Source organism: Chromobacterium sp. IRSSSOUMB001, from assembly GCF_023507765.1.
Classification (GTDB): domain Bacteria; phylum Pseudomonadota; class Gammaproteobacteria; order Burkholderiales; family Chromobacteriaceae; genus Chromobacterium; species Chromobacterium haemolyticum.
In genome coordinates this window covers 317910-339092 of record NZ_JALCYU010000001.1, presented here as the reverse complement: position 1 = coordinate 339092, position 21183 = coordinate 317910, and the positions used below count along the sequence as shown (strand labels likewise).

The window sequence follows — 21183 nt, the reverse complement described above, 5'->3', positions numbered from 1 at the left end:
GTTTTGTTAGCGGGTCTTAAGGAGCTCAGCGATGAACACCGCTTTTATTGGTTTGGACTACATCCACGACATCATGGTCGACGGCGGCAAGGTTGCCCGCTGCGCCGAACACGCGCGCCAACGCGGCGTCATCGCCGCCGCCAACCAGGCCATTGCCGAGGCGCGCCGCCGCGGCTGGCTGGTGGTACAGGTGAAAGTGGGCTTCTCGCCCTCCTATGTGGAGCAAGCCAAAAATTCGCCGCTGTTTGGCCGCGCGCACGAATTCGGCGCGCTGGACCTGTCCGGCCCCGGCACCGCCTTTCATCCGGATCTGGACGTGAGGCCGGAAGACGCCATCGTGATCAAGCCCCGCGTCAGCGCGTTTTACGCCACCTCGCTGGAAGCCGTGCTGCGCGCCCACCGCATTGAACGCCTGATCTTGTCCGGGGTCAGCAGCACCTGGGCGGTGCAGGCCGCCGCGCGCGACGCTCACGACCGCGATTATCAGGTGCTGGTGCTGGAAGACGGTTGCGCCGCCGCCAGCGAAGAAGAGCATCGAACCTCGATGCGTCAGTTGGAAACGATAGCGCGCATCATTCGCCTGGATGAGCTAGCCGCGCTATAAGAGCCTGTTCAAAGTCCCGCGAGCCAGAGCGAGACAAGGCGAAAGCGAGCGGAAAAGCGGAATGGCCAAGGGGTAGATGAGTATTTTGAGGGTGTACTCACCGTGTAACCCTCCACAACGCGCAGCAGATCGTAAACAGGTTTAAACCCCGATCAATACAAATAAATGCCCTGCTGCTCCGGCGCCGGCGCGGCCACGTCCTCGCCCTGCATCTCGCGCAGCGAGGCCTCAATGCCGTGGCACAGCGCGGACAACGGCAGGTCGTTGCCCTCCTTGCCAAACGGCTCTTCCAGCTCCTCGCCTATCACTTCCAAGGCCAGATAGGTGTAGGCGATGAAGACGGCGATCGCCGGCGTCAGCCAGCCTATGCTGGTGACCAGGCCGGCCGGCAGCAACAAGCTGTACACGGTGACGGTGCGGTTGAGCAACACCCGGTAAGTGAAAGGGATGGGCGTGGAGGCGATGCGCTCGCAGCCGCCCAGTACTTCGGACAAGGAGTTCAGATTGCGGTCCAGCGCATGCCATTGCATATCGCTCAACGCGCCGTCGCGGCGCATGCGCGCGGTCAATTGTCCCAACCAGGCCAGGATCAACGCCGGCTTGAAGCGTCCCGCCAACGCCTTGTCCAGGATCTCCTCCGGCAGCAGCCGCCGCAAATGCGCGTCGGCGTCGTCGCCGCGCAGCTGCGCCTTCAACGCGTAAGCGAAGGCGCAACAGCCGTCTATCAAGCGCCGCGCGTCGGCGTTGTCCGGCGCCAGCGACAAGGCCTGCCGCGCCAGCGAGCGGTTGACGATCAGCAAGCTGCCCCATAGCTTGCGCGCTTCCCAGAAACGTTCGTAGCTGACCGAGTTACGAAAGCCCAGGAAGATGGCCAGCGACACCCCCATCAGAGTAAAGGCGGGAATGCTGAGCGCCGAATCCGCGTGCTCGCTCAGCCACCAGCCGCGCACAGCGGCGGCGGCGATGGAAATGAAGAAAACCAACAACAGGCGCGGCATGATGCGCGGCAACACCGAACCGTGCCAGACAAACAGCAAGCGCAGCCAGGAAGAGGTGGATCTAACAATCATGGTGGGAATATGACGAAGTAAGAACGTGTTTACGATCTCGCGAGCTAAGGCGAGACAAGGCGAAAACCGCTGAGAAAGCGGAATGTACACACGGTACATGAGCATTTCGAAGGGGTGTTCAACGCCGTATCGCCAACGCGCAGCTGATCGTAAACAGGTTCTAAAATGGTTGACCGGACTACATGATAGGGCAGCTTGCCCCTGCGCCGCCATGTTTGCGCCGGATTCAGAGCAAGTGGGGCGCCAGCGCCTCCGCCAGCCAATCCATGAATACCCGCGCGCGGCGCGGCAGGTTGCGTCGATGGGCATACAGCAAGGTCACCGGCATCGGCGCGGCGCGGAATTCCGGCAAGACTTCCACCAGTTCGCCTCTGTCCAGCAAATGACGCACGCCGGACTCCGGCGCCTGGATCAGTCCCAAGCCGGCCAGGCAGGCCGCCTGGTAGGCGTCGGCGTTGTTGACGATGACGCTGCCGCTCATGGCCAGCCAATGGCTGCCGCTATCGTCCCGCCATTCCCAGCCGGCCGGGCGCGCCCCCAGGGTGGAGACATAATGGACCAACCGGTGCCGCGCCAGGTCCTCCAGGCCGGCCGGCGCGCCGTAGCGCGCCAGATAGGCCGGGCTGGCGCAATTGAGCTGCCGAAAGCGTCCCAACGGCCGCGCCACCAGGCTGGAATCGCTGAGCTCCCCCACCCGCAATACGCAATCAAAGCCCTCGCGCACGATGTCCACCTTGCGGTCGGTGCTGCTCAACTCCAGCTCCAGCCGCGGGTGGCGTTGCAGGAATTCGTCCAGGCGCGGCAACACCTGATAGCGCGCCACGCCGCTGGGCATATCCACCCGCAGCCGCCCGCTCAGCGTCTCTTCGCCGCGCTGAAACATGCCCTGCAGCTCGTCCATCTCCGCCAACACATCCTTGCAGCGTTCGTAAAAAGCCTGGCCGTCCTGGGTCATCTGCACTTTGCGCGTGGTCCGATGCAACAAGCGCGCGCCCAGCCAGGCTTCAGTCTGTTTAACCGCCACCGAGATGCTGGCCTTGGGCAGGCCCAGGCTGTCCGCCGCCTGGGTGAAGCTGGATAGCTCGGCTACCCGGACAAAAATCTGCATTGCTTCCAGCTTGTTCATCTCCACCGCCAATTGTTATGAATATACGAACACTATAATTAAATAACTCATATTTGTTTATTGAAAACCACACAATAAACTGAACTCATCGGGTCCAAACCTGCACCCGCCCCTACAGGAGATTCCCATGAGCAAGAAGATCGCAGTCATCACCGGCGGCAGCCGCGGCCTGGGCAAAAGCGCGGCCCTGCACCTGGCGCGCCAGGGCGTGGACGTAGTCCTCACTTATCAAAGCCGCGCCGCCGACGCCGAGGCGGTGGTTGCCGAAATCCGGGCCTTGGGCGGCAAGGCCGCCGCGCTGCCGCTGGACGTCGGCCAGAGCGCGAGCTTCAGCGTCTTTGCCGCCCAGTTGCGCCAGACGCTGAGCGAACAATGGCAGCGCGCCGACTTCGACTTTCTAGTCAACAATGCCGGCATCGGCATTCACGCCGCCTTCGCCGACACCAGCGAGGCGCAGTTCGACCAATTGATGAACATACAGCTCAAAGGACCGTTCTTCCTGACCCAGACGCTGCTGCCGCTGATCGCCGACGGCGGCCGCATTCTCAACGTTTCCACCGGCCTGACCCGCTTCGCCCTGCCCGGCTACGCCGCCTACGCGGCGATGAAGGGCGGCGTGGAAGTGCTGACCCGCTACCTGGCCAAGGAACTGGGTCCTCGCGGCATCGCGGTCAACGTCATCGCCCCCGGCGCGATTGAAACCGATTTCGGCGGCGGTCTGGTGCGCGACAACGAGCAGGTCAATGCCCATATCGCCGCGCAAACCGCGCTGGGCCGCGTCGGCCGGCCAGACGACATCGGCGGCGCCATCGCCACCCTGCTCAGCGACGGCGCGGCCTGGGTCAACGGCCAACGCGTGGAAGCCTCCGGCGGCATGTTTCTGTAATCCCCCCCATATCGGCGCATGCCAAGCGGCCACGTCAGGTTTTGTCAGTGAGATAAGTGGAAGTACTTATCACACTATCCACCCCCCGCGTAAGCCTTGCCAGGCAAGGCTTACGCGGGGGGCGCCGCGCCGCGCCACCTCCCGGCTACGCACTTGACATGAGCGCGGCTTGCCCCCTCCGGCAGCAGGAACTAATTTTTGATTATTCCCTGTCCCGGAAAGTAGCCGCCACATGCGCGCAGGCCTAAACCGCACTCTGTCCGCCGTCAGCGGGTTGGGCCTGCGTACTCAATTACTGCTGTTCGCGCTGGCCTGCCTGCTGCCCGCCGCCGTGCTGATCGGCATCGGCGCCTACGAATCGGCCCGCAATCTGCGCGACGCCGCGCAAATGCAAACCCGCGTCGTGGCCGACCAAGTGGATCAAACTCTGGCGGACAAGATCGTCGAACTGGAACGGCTGCTGGCACAACTGAGCCAACGGCCGCCGCTGCGCCGGCTCAACCCCGCCGAATGCGCCGACGCCTATCGCGATCTCACGCTGAGCTTTCCCTCCGTCACCCAGTTAACGCTCAGCAACGCCGCGGGGCAGCCGGTCTGCCGACATGCGCAAAACCTCGCCATGCACGCGCCCCCGCCCAACCACGGCTGGTTCTCCCGCGCGCTGGACGCCCCCGGACTAATGCTCAGCGAACCGCTGCAAGAGCCCGCCACTCGGCGTTGGATCATCATGCCCAGCTATCCGGTGCGTGATGAACAAGGCCGACGCGTAGGGCTGCTGACGCTGCAACTGGACCTGCTGGCGCTACAGTCCCATGTGCTGCCGGCCACGCTGGACCGCAGGCTGATCATCGCGGTGCTCAGTTCACAAGCGGCCTTTTTGCTGCGCTATCCGGACCCCTCGCTCTGGCACGGCAAAACCTCGGTCAATGTCGTCCGCACCATCTCACGTATCCACAGCAACGCCTCCGGCTTCGAACTGGGCGTCGGCCGCGACGGCGTGTCGCGCCTCTACTCCTATCGCAAGTTCTCCCAGGCGGACTGGCTGATCATCGCCGCCTTGCCGGAACAGGATGTCTTCGCGCCCTACTACAACCGCTTGCGCTGGGGCGCCGCCAACGGCATCGCCACCTTGCTGCTCTGCGGCTTGTTGGCGCAAAGCTTCAGCCGCGCGCTGACCCGCCCGGCGCGGCAGTTGGCGGAGACAGCGCAAGCCGTGGCCAGCGGCGCCTCTCAGGCGCGGGCGCAGGAACTGGGGCCGCGCGAACTACGCGCAGTGTCTCGCCAGTTCAATCACATGCTGGACCAGCTGCAAGCTCACGAAGCCGCCATCCGCCTCAGCGAAATGCAACGCGCCGGCATCATCGACACCGCGATGGACGCCATCGTCACCATCGACGCCGACTTGAACATCATCCTGTTCAATCCCGCCGCGGAACGAGCCTTCGGCTACCGCGCCGAGCAAGTGCTGGGTCAACGGGTCGACATGCTGGTGCCGGAATCCTTTCGTTCCCACCACGCGCGGCTGATCCGAGACTTCGGCCGGAACGGCCCGGTCAGCCGCAGCCTTGCGCCGGCCGGCGGGGTACGGGGCCTGCGCGCCGACGGCAGCGAATTCTACGCCGAAGCCTCGGTGTCCCAGCTGGAGGTGGGCGGCCAGAAATATTACACCGCCATCATGCGCGACATCACCGAGCGACTGAAAACGGAGCAGGAGCTCAAACGCCACAGCCGACAACTGGAGTCGCTGCGCGACATGGGGCTCACCCTGCTGTCCGCCGCCAGCCCGAAGCAAACCGCGCAGGAAGCGCTACGCATGCTAGCGCAGTTGGTGCCGTTCTGGGGCGCATCGGCCACGGTGTTCGACTGGCGACACGAGGAGATCATCTTTTTGGCGCTGGAATGCGACGCCAAAGACGAAATCCCGATCGACAGCCGCTTCCCTTTCTCCAGCTTTGGTTTAAGCGACCTGGAGCAGCTCAAGCGCGGCCAGCCCAGCTTCATGCATGACATCACCACGCAGGCGCAACCATCCGCGCTGGTCAAATGGCTGCGCAGCCACGGCGTGCGCGCCTATCTGCGGCTGCCGCTGATGGCGGAAGGACAGCTGCTGGGGTCCCTGAACCTCGCTTTTCAGACCATCGCCCGCCACGACTTTGAACATCTGGAGGTTTCGCGGGCCTTCGCCCAGCAACTAGCCATCACCCTGCAGCACTCCTTGCTGCGGCTGCGCATAGAACGGCTCAACCGCGTCTACGCCATTCTCAGCGGCATCAATATGCTGATCGTGCGCTGCCACGACCGCCAGGAACTGTTCCAGGAAACCTGCCGCATCGCCACCCATAGCGGTGCGTTCAAAATGGTCTGGATCAGCACGATGGACCAGAGCGACGGCCAACACCGCCTAGCCGCTCTGCAAGGGCAAGCGGAACCGTCGCCCAACCCCGAGGCGCTGCTGCAGTTGTCCGCCGTTGCCATCAACAGCGGCGACAACCTCGTCTGCAATCAGCTTGGCGCGCAGCTGCCCTACACGGCGCGCGAACAATTGCTGGCGCAAGGCATCCGCTCGCTGGCCTGCCTGCCCTTGCCGCTGCCTGGACAACGCGCCGCCTCGCTAACGCTGTGTTCCAATGAGGCCAACGTCTTCGATCACGAAGAAATGCAGCTGCTATCCGAACTGGCCGGCGACATCGCTTTCGCGCTGGACCACATCGAAAAAGAGGAACGGCTGCATTTCCTGTCCTACTACGACGAGTTGACCGGCCTGGCCAACCGCAGCCTGTTCCACGAGCGCCTGGCGCAGCAAATCAGCGCCAACCACAACGAGCAGCGACGCCTGGCGGTGGTCTTCCTCGACATCGAACACTTCAAATCCATCAACGACGTCTATGGCCGCTGGGCCGGCGACCAAGTGCTGCGCCTGCTGGCGGCGCGGCTGGAATCCTTTACCGAGGAAGCCCGGCTGCTGGCCTGCGTCAAGATAGACCGTTTCGCGCTAATGATCCCCGAAGTCAAAAGCGAGGAGGATATCGCGCGACAAGTCATGCAACTGCAAGAGCGCTGCGTCGCCCAACCCATCGCCATCCTGGACAAACAGCTGCGCGTTTCCGCCAAATTCGGCATCGCCACCTTCCCGGAAGACGGCGACAACGCGGAGAGCCTGCTGGAGAACGCGGAGGCCGCGCTCAAGCTGGCGCAAAACACCAATGAGCGCTATTTGTTCTACCGCCAGGAGATGAGCGAACGCGCCGCCGTGACGCTGGAGCTGGAAAATCGGCTGCGTTTGGCGCTGGAGCATCAAGAGTTCGTGCTTCACTACCAGCCCAAAGTGGACGCGGTGTCGCGGCAAATCATAGGCGTGGAAGCGCTGTTGCGCTGGCAAAGCCCGGAGCGCGGCCTGGTGTCGCCGGCGCAGTTCATCCCCTTGCTGGAGGAAACCGGCCTGATCCTGGAAGTGGGCGCCTGGGCGCTGCGGCAAGCCGCGCGCGACCATCTGCGCTGGCAGCAAGCCGGCTATCCGGCGCCGCGCATCGCGGTCAACGTTTCGCCGCTGCAATTACGCCAGGCCGATTTCGCCGAACAGCTGCAAAAAGCCCTGAGCGAAGGCGCCGCCGTGCCGGGCATCGACATCGAAATCACCGAAACCGTGGTGCTGGACAATTTGGATACTTGCGGCGAAACCCTGCGCCGCATCCGCGATATGCAGGTGGGCATTTCCATCGACGATTTCGGCACCGGCTACTCCTCGCTGTCCTACCTGGCCAAGCTGCCAACCCAGGAGCTGAAGATCGACCAGTCCTTCGTGCGCGCAATGCTGGAAGATCCGGACGCGATGACCTTGACCGGCGCCATCATCGCGCTGGCCCATTCCCTGCAGCTCAAAGTGGTGGCGGAAGGCGTGGAAACCGATGAACAAGCCACCGCCTTGACTTATATGTTCTGCGATACCCTGCAAGGTTACCTATTCTGCAGGCCTCTGCCGGCGGCGGAACTGGAGCGCCGCTTCTGGCTGGATCGGCCCGACCCGCGCGCGCCGCTGCTCAATATTGTTCAGGAGCCCGCCGCCACGCCGGCCACCGGCTAGAACCTGTTCTAAGTCTGCTGCGCTTAGAGCGGCTAACAAAATTCCTGATGCTGCGTTGCGCCGACTTGCCGTACTCAAGTACTGCCTGCGTCGGCGCGCCTTGCCTCAGCCGTAAAACTGATTTTTGTTAGCCGCTCTTAGGCGATACGGCGTTGAAACCGGCTCTAAACAGCTGTACACGATCTCCCTAACCGCCGCGTCGCCTTGACCCCGCCCCCGCTCTCGGCAACAATCCCCACGTTGCCGCCCAACAAGCGGCACACGGGATTGGCGTCCCGTTAAACGATAAAAAGCGGCTGTGGTTCTACAGCCGCGCACACCACAGCAATGCTCTGACGGGCAGGCTCGTGGTGGGAGAGTGCCATGCACTCGCCGGTTTGATAGTTAAGTCCGGTACGCCAATCCTGCCACGCGCCTGCCCAATACCTCAGCCTTACCCGGCAGGTGGTTTATCTTGTGTCACAGCAGGAGAAACACCATGTCTTACACCCTACCTCCCCGTCGCCGCTACAAACTGGCCGCCCGCGAACAGCAGGAAACCCTGCTTCCCTTCGTCCGTTATCTGCCCTCCCGCAACCACCCCCACTACTGGCAGATGCCCGCCGCCGCCGAAAACTACGCTCTCGCCTGCGCTTACGGCCGCGAATGCGCCGCCCACTTGCTGCAATGGTTGAAGGACAATCCGGAATACGTCGGCTCCGGCCTGCTCAGCCGCGTCGCCCGCGACATCGATTTCGACGACCACAGCCAGCGCGGCCACCGGATGGGCTTCTTCAATTATTTGGAGCATATGCTGTGGCTGGGCGCGCGCCGGGTCCAGGTCTACCGTCACCTGGACAACCAACACCAGTTGCATGACGCGCAAACCCTACGCGCATGGCTGGAAGCGCGCCGGCAGCGACGTCAGAAACGTCCTCGCTAAAAACGTGTTTACGATACGTGCTGCATAAGCGTTGAGAAGGAGTGCGCCTCACGACGCACAGCAGATCGTAGACAGCTTCCAAGCACGCAAAAAAAGGGAGGCCTAGGCCTCCCTTCATCCCCGTTTGGGCCGCGCTGCGCGCGCCCTTGTTCTTCAGCTTACTTGGCTGCGGAAGCCGCGGCTTTCTTGTGGGTTTTCTTTACGGCGTGCTTCTTGTGCTGAGCCGGCTTCTTGGCGGCTTTGGCCGGAGCGGAGGCTTCCGCCTTGGCGGCTTGGGCCTTTTGAGCCGGAGCCGAAGCAGCCTGCTTGTGGGTTTTCTTAGCGGCGTGCTTCTTGTGCTGAGCCGGCTTTTTGGCGGCCTTGGCCGGGGCGGAGGCTTCGGTCTTGGCGGCTTGCGCTTTCTGCGCCGGGGCGGAAGCGTGCTTCTTCACGGCCTTGTGCTGCGCTTTCTTGGCGGCGGGCGCGGCTTTGGCAACCGGGGCGGAAGCCGGCTTGGCGGCTTCGGCGGCGAAGCCGGCGGCGGAGCTCAGGGCGAAAGCGGCGGACAGTACGATCAGGCTCAGTTTTTTCATGGTGACATTCTCCAGTCGGGTCAGGGGGGCGTCCGTCTGCTTAAGTGCTGCCGCGACGCCGGGGCTTTGGTGTTTCCTTGCTGCGTATCCTAGGCGCCCCGGCTCGCCCCCGTCTGTGAGTCAGTTGTAAAGGCATGTAACGCAAAGTAGCCTTCCTACTGAGTCTGCACCTCAAGCTCGCTGATCCGATACTCTCCATCCAGCCAGGCCACCACCTCCCGCGCGCAGGGATGATCCACCGCCGCGTAACGCGCGCGCAGCGCTACGGCGCGTTCGCCCAGTTGATCCAGCCCCACGTCCTGCAAGGTCAGCAAATCCCGCCACAACATGTCGGCCAGTTCCTCGCCGGCCACCACCTGGGCGGCGCGACGCATCGAGGCGCCGTATTGATAGCGCGGCCCCAACCTGTAGCTGTCCGCCAGCGTCAGCGCGGGAATCAGGCTGAGCGCGGCTTGCTGCGCCGGATTGATCCCGTGCGCCGCCAGCAGTTCGGCGTTGGCCGCGGACCGGCCGGTGAAACCGCGCACATGCAGGTATTGCGACATCCGCGCGCCGTCGTTCACCGGATAGTTGTCCCACAGCACCGGCTTGCGGCCCAGCCATTTGCCCACTTGCAGCAAGTGTCCTGGCGAGATTTCACGCGAGCACACCTCCTCGCCGGTCCAGAAAATGTCGATGTCCGGCGCCAGCCACTGGCCCAGTTGCTGCAGATAACCGGCGGGACGCTGGCCGAACACCCGGTCCAGCACCGGGTCGCTGGAATAGTAGCTGGGGCACACCAGCAGACGCTCCACTTCGCAGCGCTGGCTCACCCAGGCGACGATCTCCGCCTGGCGTTCCGCCAGATCAGGCAGATCGCCGCGCATATCGTCGAACAGGATGGCCAATTGGCGGACGCCGATGCGCTGCAGTTGCTCCAGCTTGCGCGCCAGCGCCCGGCGGGCGTCGTCGTTGAAGTTCAGATACGCTTCGTACGGACTGAGCCCCATGCCGAAGCTGACCTCCTGCCCCCGGCAATGAACGGCGAACGCCGCTAGCCGCGCTTCCTGCTCCGCCGGGTAGTCCTGCTGCCACTCGCGGCGCAGATACGCGTCCGCTTTCGGCGCGTACAGATAGAAACGATAGCCGTGCGCCGCCAGCGTGGTGACCAGCAGCTCCCGCTGCGCCCAGTTCCATGGCTTGCCGTAGAAGCCTTCGATAATGCCTAAAGGGATATTCATTTAGAGAAACCTTCCGCGTCCTCGACGCATCGGGGCCAGGCTGGCTCTTCGCGCCCGACCGGCTGCCGGGATGGCCGCCAGTCATCGGAAAATGATGACTTCATGCTATTAATTGACTCAATAAGCAGCGTCAAGTTGCATTAAAAGTCGAGAACATGGCTCGCTTATGCCATAGACGGCAATGCGTCCAACGCCGCGCACAAGGCCGTCAGTTCGCGGCCCAAGGTCTGGATATGCGCCGGCGTCGCGTCTTCGGCCCGTCCTTGTTTCAAAACGGCTTCCAGCGCGGCGGCCTCGGCCTGAACGCGGACCAGCCCCAAGGACCCGGCCGCCCCTTTCAGCGAGTGGGCGATGCGGCACGCTTCCTCGCCTTCCTCCGCGCGCGCCGCGTCCTCCAACCTGGCCGCGTCGTTGCGATGAAGGTCCGCGAATTTGCGCAGCAAACGCTCAAAGCGCTCCAGATCATTCCCAACAGTGCGCAGGCCCGCCGCCAGATCCACGCCGGGCAGGCCCATCAACTGCTCGCGTCGCCCGACGCCCGGCGCCGGATCGGGCGGCACGATTCCAGGCGGCGCAAGCGACGGCAGCCATTTCAACAACAATCCGAACAGTTGCTCCGGGTCCACCGGCTTTGCCACGAAGTCATTCATGCCGGCAGCCAGACAGCGTTGGCGGTCCTCTTCAAAAGCGTTGGCGGTCATGCCCAGGATGGGGATTTGTTCCCAACGCGGCAAAACCCGGATCCGACGCGTCGCCTCCAGTCCGTCCAGTTCCGGCATCTGCACGTCCATCAGCACCAGATCGTATATTCCGGCGGTGGCGCACTCCACGGCCTCCCTGCCGTTGCGCGCCAGCTCGGCCTTCAGGCCAACGCTCCCCAGCAGCCAGAGCGCCACCTCCTGATTGATGAGGTCGTCCTCCACCACCAGCACCCTCGCGTCCGCGCGCAGTCGTAATTCGGCCTCAACCTTGTCAGGCTCCACACCGGCCGGCTCGGCGGCAACGCTCTCCCCTTCCGTCAGCCAGGCCGTCAGCCAAAACACGCTGCCTTGCCCCTCCCGGCTTTCCGCGCCCACTTCGCCGCCCATCAACGCGGCCAGGCGCTGAGTGATCGCCAAACCCAGGCCGGTGCCGCCGTATTTGCGGGTGGTGGAATCGTCCGCCTGCTGAAACGCCTGGAACAGGCTGGCCAGTTTGTCGGCGGGAATGCCGATGCCGGTGTCGCGCACTTCGAAACGCAGCAGCAGACGCTCGCCCTCGCTCCGCAACAGCCGCGCACGCATGGTGATTGTTCCCCGCTCAGTGAATTTGACCGCGTTGCCCGCGTAATTGAGCAAGGCTTGCCGCAAACGGGTGGAGTCCCCGCGCAGACACGGCGGCACGCCGGCGTAATCGCTCTCCACGCGCAAACCCTTGGCCTGCGCCGGCTCGTCGATCAGCGAACGCACATGATCGAACAGCCCGCCGATGGAGAAGTCGGTCAGCTCCAGTGACAACTTGCCGGCTTCTATCTTGGACAGGTCCAGAATGTCGTTGATGATGCCGAGCAGATGCCCGCTGGCCACCAGCACTTTTTCCAGTTTGACCTGCTGCTCTGGCCGTGGTTGAGTGCGCATCAGCAAATGGGTGAAGCCGATAATGGCGTTCAAGGGCGTGCGGATTTCATGGCTCATATTGGCAACGAAGGCGCTCTTGGCCAGATTGGCCGCCTCCGCGCCCTCCTTGGCGCGCACCAGGGCCTGCTCGGTCTCCTTGCGCCGGGTGATGTCGGTGACGAAACCGATGATTTTGTCCGAGCCCCCCGGCTTGTCCGGCAGGTAGTACGCAATCATCTCCACCGCCACCAGCCGCCCGTCCCGGGTCCGTTGCTGGGTTTCAAACTGCGCCCGGCTTTGCTGCCGCAGGCGCTCCACAGTGCGCGCGTAGATTTCAGGCGTGGTGTTGGGCACGATGTCCGACACGTTCAGGCGCAGCATTTCATCGATGCCGTAGCCCAGCAGCTCCGCCGCGTAACGGTTGACGTAGACCAGCCGCCCGCTCTCCGCATCCACCCAGTGGATGCCGATGCCCACACTGTCCATGGCGAACTGAGTGGTTTGCAGCTTGGCGCTGGTGGCGCGCACCTCCGCGGTGCGCACCGCCACCAGTTCTTCCAGATGATGACGGTGCTGATCCAGCTCCATGGCCAACCGTTTTTTCTCGGTGATATCCTCTTGCAAGGACAGGTAATGACTGATCCTGCCATCCGGTTGCCGGATAGGCGAAATGTGGGCGAAGTCAACGTAATCGCTGCCGTCCTTGCGCCGGTTGAACAGTTCGCCTTTCCACGGCTGACCGGCCCGCAGCGCGCCCCACAACTCAGCATAGGTGTCCGCTGGAGTCAGCCCGGACTTGAGTAGATTGGGCGTCCGCCCCATCACCTCTTCCCGGCTGTAGCCAGTGTTGCGGACAAACGCTTCGTTGACGTATTCAATTCTCGTTTCCAGATCGGTGATGACGATGCTCTCCGGACTCTGCTCCACAGCCATGGATAGCTGGCGAATCCGCTCCGCCGCCTGCCGCCTCAGGCTGATGTCGCGGAAAGCACCGTAGACGCCGCCGTCCGGCAGGCGGATCGCGTTCACTTCCACCGGCACCTCGGCGCCGTCCTTGCGCCGCAACAGCATCTCGGCGCTCAACTGTTCGTTGGACAGCAACCGCCGGAACAAAGACTGCGCATTGTCCGCCGTGGAGCCCACGCTGAAATCGCCCACCCGCATCGCCAGGATTTCCGGCTCGTCATAACCCAGCAACTGACAGGCCTGCAGGTTGGCGTATTGATAGCGCCCCTCCGCATCGGCCACCAACACCGCGTCGGCGGCATGATCCAATACGCTGCGATAACGCGCTTCGGCGCTGGCCAGCGCCTGGGTTTTTTCGTGCAGCGGCCGCAAATCGTTATAAGTGTCAAAAAAGCCGCAGAACGCGCCGGTCAGATCGTGCATGGCGGTGACGGACGCGTAAACCGGGATGATTTCGCCGTTGCTGGCGACGCGCGCTTGCTCGCCGGTCCAGCGCCCCTGCTGTTTCACCTGCTGCTCCAGCGCCGCTCGTTCCGCCCTCCTGACTGGATCATCCGGAATGAAGCGAGCAATCGAGGTGCCCAGCAGCTCGCCAATCGAATACCCCATTAATTCGCCAAACGCGGCGTTGACGTACAAGATGTTCTTGGCCGCATCGGTCATCACCACCGGCTGCGCTGACTGATCTAGCGCCTCCGCCAATTGGTGACGCTCTTCTTCCATGGATTTGCGCGCGGTGATGTCCTCGGAGAAGATCACAATGCCGCCGATGGCGCCGTCTCGCGCGTGCCATGGCCGCACTTCCCAACACAGCCACTGCGCCGCGCCGTTCTGGCGCAGAAAGCGGTCTTCCTCTTCGCGCACCACCTCCCCGGCCAGCGCGCGGCGATGAATTTCTCGCCAAGCCTCGGGGATTTCCGGAAATACCTCATAGTGGGATCGGCCGATGGTGTTCTGGCCATCCAGTTGGTAATCGTCCAGCCAACGGCGGCTGGCCGCCAGATAACGCATATTGCGATCGAACATCGCCAGCGCCGCCGGGGCGTGTTCGATGAATAGCAATAGTCTTTCCTCGCTTTCCAACAGGGCGGTTTCCATGGCTTTTCGGTCGGACACATCCTGCATTGCGCCCCGCACCGACACCACCTTGCCGCCCGCCAACACAGGCCTCCCGGACACCCTAACCCACTTGCGCCGGCCGGTGGCGCTGAGCAATTGCAGCTCCAGATCATAGGGCTCGGCCTCCGTCACGACGCGGCGCACCGCTTCCTCTATCCGCCGGCGATCCTCCCCATGGAAAAAATCCAACCCAATGCAGGTGTTGGCCGGAGCATCCGCCGGCAGGTCATGGATGCGGGCCACTTCCGAGGTCCAGCCGCAATCTCTGGTTGCGGGATCAAACCACCAGCCGCCCACCCGAGCGATGGCGCTCATTTCCTGCAGCAATTGCTCGCGCTTCCCCTGCTCCGCTTCGGCGCGCTTGCGCGCACTGATGTCCGATGCGATCCCGCATACCGCGTAGGCGCGCCCCTCTGCATCGAACAAGGGAAATTTGTACACCAAGTAGGTATGCGGACCATCGTCATGCGGCACGGTTTCCTCATACTCTCGAGCCTGACCGGTGCTCAGCACTTCCAGATCGGCGTCGCGCAACTTGGCCACCACCTCGGGCGGAAACAAATCCTCATCGCGCAGGCCGCGCATGGCCTCTACGCTGATATGGAACAAATCGGGATAGCGTTGATTGACCAGCAGATAGCGGCCGTTTATGTCTTTGACGAAGATGACCGCGGTGGAGTTGTCGATGATGGCGTGCAATAACGCTTGCTGACGCGTCAGCTCATTCTCCGCCCAGCGCGACCGGCGGCGGATGAGGCGCTGGCTGAACAGGCTAAACATCAAGCCGCACAAGGCGAACAAGACAATAGAGGCGGCATCGGCCGTCCGGGTAATGACAAAGCTCCACTGCGGGGGTATGAACAGAAACCAAACCAAGGATACCGACAAGGCGGTGGCGACCAGGCCGCCGGTCAGCCCGCCCAGCATGGCGGAGAGGAAAACCGCGGGATAGAACAGGAACCAGACGTATGGGTGGATCCAGCCCCAAAACCACCACTGCCCGGCCAAAGCGAGCAAGGGCACGAGAACCCCCACCCCGAACGCGCGCCATGACAGGGAGGCGAGGCCCCCCCGGAAACGCCCTTTCCGCGCCTCTTGTTTAAAATCCGTCAATTCTCGGCCCCGACTCGAAAGCTGGCTTGGTTTTGTCAGTTCTCACGATAGACCACGCCTCTACGCCGGACAAACCGCCTACTGCCGACGCAGGCGTCTGGTTTCCCCCTCGGCGTCACACCATTGCAGCGTTCCGGCCTCAATCAACAGAGTCTCCGGCAGCACGGCGCTGCGCGCCAGTTGCGGCGTTTGCGCTTCCACGGTCAGCGGATAGGCGATTGGCTCGCCGTAACGGCGCGGGCTACGCGCATAGCAGCCGTGCTCGTTGTAAAACAACTCCAGCCAAGCGCCTTCTCCATTCTCATAACGCCCCGGAACAAACAACTGCTCATCCGGCTGCTCCCGCCCCGGCGTTGGCAGGGCTTCCACCCCCTCTCCGCTGGCTATGCGCGCCAAATCCAGCCCCAGGCGCTCCACCGGCGAGCCGAAGGCATTGGCCAACACCACCACGCCGCCTCCGCCGGGCAAGACGCTCATGAAGGAGAAAAAGCCGTTGACATCGCCAAAGTGCTGGGCCAGCCGCAGCCGGCGGCCGGCCAGCGTCCAGTCCTCGCCGTAAAACCCATAGGCGTATTCCAGGGCGCCCACGTCCAGCATCAGCGCGGCCAGCCGGGCCGGCAAGGCCTCGCCCCGCTGCAGCGCCTCCAACCAGCGGCACAGATCACCCGCGCTGGAGGCCAGATCGTAGACGCCCCAAGCCACCGACATGTCCATCGGCTCCGCGTAGCGCCACGGCGCTCCGGGATGCAGGCCGCGCGCGGCCTGCGGCAGAATAACGCGGCCATCGTCGACGAAAGTGCGCTCCAGACCCAGCGGCCGAAACAGGTACTGCTGCCGATAGCTGGAGAAATCCTGATCCGCCACCCGCTCCACAATGGCCGCCAATAATAAATAGCCGGTATTGCTGTATGCGTGGGCAATGCCGGGCGGGCAAGCCGGCGGCAAAGCGTGCGCCCAATCGAGCAGTTCCTGCGGCCGATGCGCCAGCCGCATCCGCGTCGGCCAATATTCCGCCGCGCTGGTGAAGTTGGCGGTGCCGGCGCTGTGATTCAGCAATTGATGCAGGCTGATGCCCGCCGCATTGGGAAAGTCGGGAAAAAACCGCTCCAGGCTGTCGCTCAGTTCCAGCCGCCCCTGGGCCACCTGCTGCAGTACCGCGGCGGCGGTAAAGCTCTTGCTCAACGAGCCGATGCGAAACACCGTGTCCGGCTCGTTGGCCACCGCCAAACCCGGATCGGCCATGCCGCCGGCCACGACCACCCGCTCGCCGTTGGCCAAGCCGACGGCGGCCACGCCGTGCAGACAGCCCGCCGCGTTCCAGGAGCGCAGATACGTTTGCAACGCGGCCACCGTGCTCATCCCCATGCCCATCCCCTCTGTTCAGGATCGTTTCGCGCCTCATCATCACTATGGTTTGTTTCCCCGCCGCTCGCCATGCGATCCGCGCCGCGACAGCCGCCTCGCCTTGCCTCCTCCGAGGCCGGCTCACGATCTCAGTAAAAGTAGTCGACCAGCAATTGCCAGACCCGCCGCGTCGGGCTCGCGCCGTAACGGCTGTCCGGCGCTCCGTCAAAACGCTGCCACTGCAAGGCCAGGTCCGCCGCGCCCAGGTGATAGCGGACCTCGGCCCAATTCATGCCGCTATGATCCACTAGGTCGAAACTGCGCATCGCGGTCAGATCCAGGCCATCCACCAGCGCATCCTGCCAATGCGCGCGCAGCAAGGCGGCGCGCCGGGTGAGCAGGCCGCCGCTTGCGCCGACTCCTGCCCGATAAGCGCCGTAGAGCGCCGGCTTGTCCCGCAGCGCGCGCCATTCATCGCCATCCGGCGCCGCGCCGTCCTGCTGCCCCTCCAAGGTCAGGCTCAGTTTGTTGGCGCCGGTCCAGGTCAGGCCGCCGGCCAGACGATTGCGCCAAGCAGAATCCGGCAGCCCCAGGCTTTGCCTCCAAGTAGTCTGCTGCCGCCCGCCGGCCCATTCCAGATAGACCACGGTGGAGTTGCCAAGCACACGCGACACATTGAAGCCCAGTTGCGGAGAACGGCCTTGCTCTTGCAGCAACAGCCATTGCGGATTCAGGTTTTCAGCGAAGCGATAGCTGCCGGCCAGCAGCAGCCGCTGCCGTGGATTGCTGGCGCCCCAGTCCAGGCTGGCCCCGTCCGGATTAGGCCCCGAACCCAGCTTGGGCGACCAGATCGCGGTCAAGGAAGCCCGATCCCATAGCCGCTGCCAGCGCAACATGGCGTTGCCGAGACGGTTCTGACGCAGGCTGTCCGGGTCCGCCGACACCACCGAGCGCACGGTGCCGGCGCCGAGAAAATCAGTGGGGTTGTAGCCCACGGCCACGCCGTAGCGGGTATTGACGCGCCCCAAGTCCAGCATCGCGTCGACGCCGAACTCGCGGCTCAGATAGGCCTCCTTCAGGGTATTGACGCCGTGGTCCCGCTGCGGCGAGCCGGCGAAGCGCCAATCCAGCCGGTTGGCCAGCACGCCGCGCCAGGCGGGGCTCAGACGGCCGTCCCAGCGCAGATCGAAAGACAGCCGCTGGCTATCGTCTCCCGGTCGCGGAGACAACGCGGACGCCTCCAGTTGAAGCTTCAGATCACGCGGCTTCTCTTCCTCCATCCGGGTTTGATCCGCCAGCCGCAACGCTTCCTCGTCCAGCGGCGCGTCGGCGCCCCGCGCGGCCGCGCACGCCAGTAGCAACCACCCAAGCGCTAGCTTCCGCATCGTCATTCGGCCCGAAAACGCGGCAGATAGTCGCGTTGCAACCAAGCTTCCGGCACCTCGCGCCAAGCGAACTGGCTGTTGCGCAACACCGTTATCCAGCGCGGATTGAGGCCGTCTATGATCACGGTTTCCGTCGGGCGCTCTCGTCCCAACACTGGCTGATAAGCGCGGTAGTACGCGGTCTTCAGCAAGCTTCCGCTCTCTGCGTAGAATTGCGCCTTGCGGCTGCGATAGCCATCGCGGTCCACCCACAGATCAATCGCGTGGTAGGTGACGCCGGGATTGCGCGCGCTGAGCCGCAGCTTGTAGCAAAGCCGCGCCTGGCGGTCCCCGTCCTGTATCGTCTCCTCGCCGGCCAGCACCGCTTGATAGTCCAGCGCCAGGTTGACAGTGACCACGTCGCCGTTGGCCGCCTGGCCCAGCAGCCGCTGCTGCGGCGAAATCGGCACGCTGGCCTTGCTCGCCGGATCGAAAAACCAGAGATCGTTGCCGCTTTTGAGCATCAGCTTGCCGGCGTCCCGTTTGGGATTGATGAAACGCAGCAGGCTGCGGAACTGGCCGCTTTTCGGATCGGCGCGCGAATACACCGCCAGCGCGCTGGCCTCGTTCTGCTTGCCGTCCTTATAGCTGATCAAGGACACCACCAGCCCGAAGGAGCGTTCCGGATTGCGCACCGCGTCGCTATTGGTCAGGATGGTCTGCGCGTCGGGCGCGGCCAGCGTCGTCGTCGCCCACAAGGCAACGCTCAGCGCGGCCCAGCGTACCGTTCTCACTCTCTTGAGAATTCCAAGCCTGTCACGCATGACGCAAAGCCTCCACGATATTGGCCGCGGCCGCGCGCCGCGCCGGCCACCACGACGACAGCAAAGCCATCGCCATCAAACCGCCGGCGGTCACCGCCATCATCCGCCACTCGCCCCAGACCCGCACCAGGATGGGGCTGGGGTCCACCTGCCCCGGCGGCAGCCAGGTTAGCCCGGCGTGATTGATCAGCCAGGAGAGCAACAGCGCCAGCGCAATGCCCAGTACTCCGCCGCCAAGGCCCAGCAGACAGCCCTCGCACAGGAACAGCCGCTGGATGCCGCGGCGGCGCAGCCCCATCGCCCGCAGCGTGCCAATCTCCACTGTCCGCTCCAGCACCACCATATTCATGGTGTTGCCTATGGTGAACAGCGCCACGCAGGCGATCAACACCGCCAGAAAGCCGAAAATGGTGCCGAACATGCCGGTGATTTGGCCGTATTGCGGCTGTAGCGTGGCAAAGTCGTGCGCCGCCAGCGGCTGGCCGCGCAAGCGGGTGGCGAACAGCTGACTCAAACGCGCCTCGGCCGCCGGAATCTGCGCGGTGTGCCTGAGCTGCAGCACGATGGCGGTGGCCATCGGCTCGCCCTGGCCGTACACCAACTGCTGAGCCTGGCGCAGATGCAGGCCGACATACATATCGTCCAGCTCCTTGATGCCTTGGCTCTCCACCTTGGCCACTTGCAAGCGTGCCACATTGGGCGCGCCGGCGGCGGTGGCGGCCAAAAGCTCGATCTGATCGTCGCGGCCGCCGGCCGGCGCCGCCGCCGCGGACAAGGCCGCCAGATCGGCCGGCAAATCGTCGCCGCCGGCCGGAACCGGCGGCGCCGCGCAATCCTTGAGCTTGAACGCCGCGCACAATTGCAGCACTCGCGCCACACCGGTGCCGATCACCGCCGCGTTCGGCGCGGTGCCGGTCAGCGCCACCGGCTTGCGCTTATCGTTGAAGCCATAATCGTCCCAGCGTCGCAGCCGGTTCTGCGCGTCCACTTCGCTGCCGCGGGCGATCACCGTTCGAGAGGCGCCGGCCGCGTAATGGCCGGCAATGCCGCCCAAGCTCAACGTGGGCGTCACCACCGTCAACATCGGCCGCAGCACCGGGTCGTTCTCGATCTGCCGCATCACGGTCCGGTAATCGCGGATGCCATAAGCGGCGGGGTTGCCGCTGCCGTACAGGAAATAATCCCGATGCTGCACCTGCAGATGGCCGCCAGCGCGCACCATGCCGGTTTGCAACCCATATTGCACCGTGCGGTTGTAACCGCCGAACAGCAACACCGCCACCAAGCCGATAATCATCGTGGACAAGGTCGCCAAGGTGCGGCGACGATTGCGCAGCAGATTGCGCCAGGCCAGCTTCAAGGTATTCACGCCAAGGCCTCCTCTGCGTTCAGCGCGCCGACCCGGCCATCGCTGACCAGGTAGCGGTCATCCGCCGCCGCGATCACCTGTGGATCATGCGAGGAGAACACTACCGCCACACGGCGTTCGCGCTGCAATTGGCGCAACAAGGCCAGGATGGAGGCCCCGGTATGGCTGTCCAGATTGGCGGTGGGTTCGTCGGCCAGCACCAAGGCCGGTTCGTGCACCAATGCGCGCGCAATCGCCACCCGCTGGCGCTGACCGCCGGACAGCTGACCGGGCCGGTTCGCCGCCTTGTCCGCCAGTCCCACCGCCGCCAGCATCTCCAATACCCGCTCGCGCCGCCGCCGCGCCGGCACGCCTTGCAATTGCAACGGGTACTCGACGTTCTCAAACGCCGACAGCACCGGCATCAGATTGAAATTCTGGAAGATGAAACCGATGTGGCGCGCGCGAAAATCACTGAGCGCGTCGTCGCTCAAACAGCCCAAATCCTGATTCGCCACCATGATCTTGCCGGCATCGGCGCGGTCTATGCCGCCGATCAGGTTCAGCAAAGTGGTCTTGCCGCTGCCGGACTGGCCGGACAGCACGGTGAAGCGCGCCGCGGAGACTTTGAGGCTGACCTCCGCCAGCGCCGGCACGCGCACCTGCTCCATCCAATAGCTCTTCGACACCCCATTCAACTCCACCGCCCACATAGCTCCCCCCATTGCTTAAATCCAACGGCATCAATATGCATGAAATCAGCATAAAAAGCTTTGCCTTGCGACAAAACGCCCATGACGGGCGCCAAATGCGTGCCATCCACGCCAAGCAATGCGCATCGACACCGGTTTTCCATGGGAGTAGCATGGTTTTATCCCCCGCAAAGGAGCTTGCATGACACAAGACAAAACCCCGCCCCAAGCCCCCCTGCCCTCGGAAGCCGTCGCCGACGCACACCCTCCGGCCGTCAAGCCGCCGCCGCGTCGAGCCGCCGCCCACCGCCGCACCAATGTGGAACGCGCCCACCAA

At 63.9% G+C, this 21183-nt stretch carries 14 protein-coding genes; 4 read left to right on the top strand and 10 right to left on the bottom strand.

What is annotated here, in order from left to right:
- Nucleotides 1-31: 31 nt before the first annotated feature.
- A complete protein-coding gene (locus MOV80_RS01530; RefSeq protein ID WP_043633712.1) occupies nt 32-604 on the top strand; it encodes an isochorismatase family cysteine hydrolase in 573 nt (190 codons plus the stop codon).
- A gap of 152 nt (nt 605-756) precedes the next feature.
- On the opposite strand, the gene MOV80_RS01525 is transcribed toward MOV80_RS01530, so the two are convergent.
- Nucleotides 757-1674, bottom strand: a complete 918-nt coding sequence (locus MOV80_RS01525; protein ID WP_039755311.1) for a bestrophin family ion channel — start codon at nt 1672-1674, stop codon at nt 757-759.
- A 226-nt stretch (nt 1675-1900) separates the two neighbouring features.
- Nucleotides 1901-2800 carry a LysR family transcriptional regulator gene (locus tag MOV80_RS01520; RefSeq protein WP_039755315.1) on the bottom strand — a complete coding sequence of 300 codons (900 nt, stop codon included), beginning with the start codon at nt 2798-2800 and terminating at the stop codon, nt 1901-1903.
- A gap of 127 nt (nt 2801-2927) precedes the next feature.
- Between MOV80_RS01520 and MOV80_RS01515 the strand changes: the two genes are divergently transcribed.
- The 3 genes from MOV80_RS01515 (at nt 2928) to MOV80_RS01505 (ending at nt 8689) form a co-directional block, all read left to right on the top strand.
- Entirely contained in the window at nt 2928-3686 is a 759-nt protein-coding gene (locus MOV80_RS01515; RefSeq protein ID WP_107731430.1) for an SDR family oxidoreductase, read from the top strand.
- Nucleotides 3687-3918: 232 nt separating this feature from the next.
- Nucleotides 3919-7767, top strand: coding sequence for an EAL domain-containing protein (locus MOV80_RS01510; protein WP_118266925.1), 3849 nt, complete (start codon nt 3919-3921; stop codon nt 7765-7767).
- 478 nt (nt 7768-8245) lie between these two features.
- On the top strand, nt 8246-8689 hold the full coding sequence (locus MOV80_RS01505; protein ID WP_249604778.1) for a hypothetical protein: 444 nt from the start codon (nt 8246-8248) through the stop codon (nt 8687-8689).
- 158 nt (nt 8690-8847) lie between these two features.
- Here the strand turns inward: MOV80_RS01505 and MOV80_RS01500 are convergent, their stop codons facing one another.
- From MOV80_RS01500 to MOV80_RS01465, 8 genes are all read right to left on the bottom strand, one after another.
- Nucleotides 8848-9261, bottom strand: coding sequence for a hypothetical protein (locus tag MOV80_RS01500; protein WP_019103898.1), 414 nt, complete (start codon nt 9259-9261; stop codon nt 8848-8850).
- A 155-nt stretch (nt 9262-9416) separates the two neighbouring features.
- Entirely contained in the window at nt 9417-10481 is a 1065-nt protein-coding gene (locus MOV80_RS01495; RefSeq protein WP_249604777.1) for a beta-N-acetylglucosaminidase domain-containing protein, read from the bottom strand.
- Nucleotides 10482-10645: 164 nt separating this feature from the next.
- Nucleotides 10646-15196: a PAS domain S-box protein gene (locus MOV80_RS01490; protein WP_345944374.1), complete on the bottom strand. Its 4551-nt coding sequence runs from the start codon at nt 15194-15196 to the stop codon at nt 10646-10648.
- 156 nt (nt 15197-15352) lie between these two features.
- On the bottom strand, nt 15353-16639 hold the full coding sequence (locus MOV80_RS01485) for a serine hydrolase domain-containing protein (RefSeq protein WP_161523445.1): 1287 nt from the start codon (nt 16637-16639) through the stop codon (nt 15353-15355).
- Nucleotides 16640-16767: 128 nt separating this feature from the next.
- Nucleotides 16768-18003: a hypothetical protein gene (locus MOV80_RS01480; protein WP_162897019.1), complete on the bottom strand. Its 1236-nt coding sequence runs from the start codon at nt 18001-18003 to the stop codon at nt 16768-16770.
- Nucleotides 18004-18005: 2 nt separating this feature from the next.
- Complete coding sequence (locus MOV80_RS01475; protein WP_233423321.1) at nt 18006-18776, bottom strand: outer membrane lipoprotein-sorting protein; 771 nt, start codon at nt 18774-18776, stop codon at nt 18006-18008.
- A gap of 22 nt (nt 18777-18798) precedes the next feature.
- Nucleotides 18799-20175, bottom strand: a complete 1377-nt coding sequence (locus tag MOV80_RS01470) for an FtsX-like permease family protein (protein ID WP_249604775.1) — start codon at nt 20173-20175, stop codon at nt 18799-18801.
- The gene (locus tag MOV80_RS01465; RefSeq protein ID WP_232060537.1) at nt 20172-20879 is read right to left on the bottom strand and encodes an ABC transporter ATP-binding protein; all 708 of its coding nucleotides are present in this window, start codon (nt 20877-20879) and stop codon (nt 20172-20174) included. Before MOV80_RS01465 ends, MOV80_RS01470 begins: the two co-directional genes overlap by 4 nt.
- Nucleotides 20880-21183: the final 304 nt, after the last annotated feature.

Bases quoted from the DNA above. Each gene is read 5' to 3' on its own strand.
- MOV80_RS01525 (WP_039755311.1), bottom strand. From the start codon at position 1,674: ATGATTGTTAGATCCACCTCTTCCTGGCTGCGCTTGCTGTTTGTCTGG.
- MOV80_RS01495 (WP_249604777.1), bottom strand. From the start codon at position 10,481: ATGAATATCCCTTTAGGCATTATCGAAGGCTTCTACGGCAAGCCATGG.
- MOV80_RS01530 (WP_043633712.1), top strand. From the start codon at position 32: ATGAACACCGCTTTTATTGGTTTGGACTACATCCACGACATCATGGTC.
- MOV80_RS01505 (WP_249604778.1), top strand. From the start codon at position 8,246: ATGTCTTACACCCTACCTCCCCGTCGCCGCTACAAACTGGCCGCCCGC.
- MOV80_RS01480 (WP_162897019.1), bottom strand. From the start codon at position 18,003: ATGCGGAAGCTAGCGCTTGGGTGGTTGCTACTGGCGTGCGCGGCCGCG.
- MOV80_RS01520 (WP_039755315.1), bottom strand. From the start codon at position 2,800: ATGAACAAGCTGGAAGCAATGCAGATTTTTGTCCGGGTAGCCGAGCTA.
- MOV80_RS01485 (WP_161523445.1), bottom strand. From the start codon at position 16,639: ATGGGGATGAGCACGGTGGCCGCGTTGCAAACGTATCTGCGCTCCTGG.
- MOV80_RS01500 (WP_019103898.1), bottom strand. From the start codon at position 9,261: ATGAAAAAACTGAGCCTGATCGTACTGTCCGCCGCTTTCGCCCTGAGC.
- MOV80_RS01510 (WP_118266925.1), top strand. From the start codon at position 3,919: ATGCGCGCAGGCCTAAACCGCACTCTGTCCGCCGTCAGCGGGTTGGGC.
- MOV80_RS01515 (WP_107731430.1), top strand. From the start codon at position 2,928: ATGAGCAAGAAGATCGCAGTCATCACCGGCGGCAGCCGCGGCCTGGGC.
- MOV80_RS01465 (WP_232060537.1), bottom strand. From the start codon at position 20,879: ATGGGGGGAGCTATGTGGGCGGTGGAGTTGAATGGGGTGTCGAAGAGC.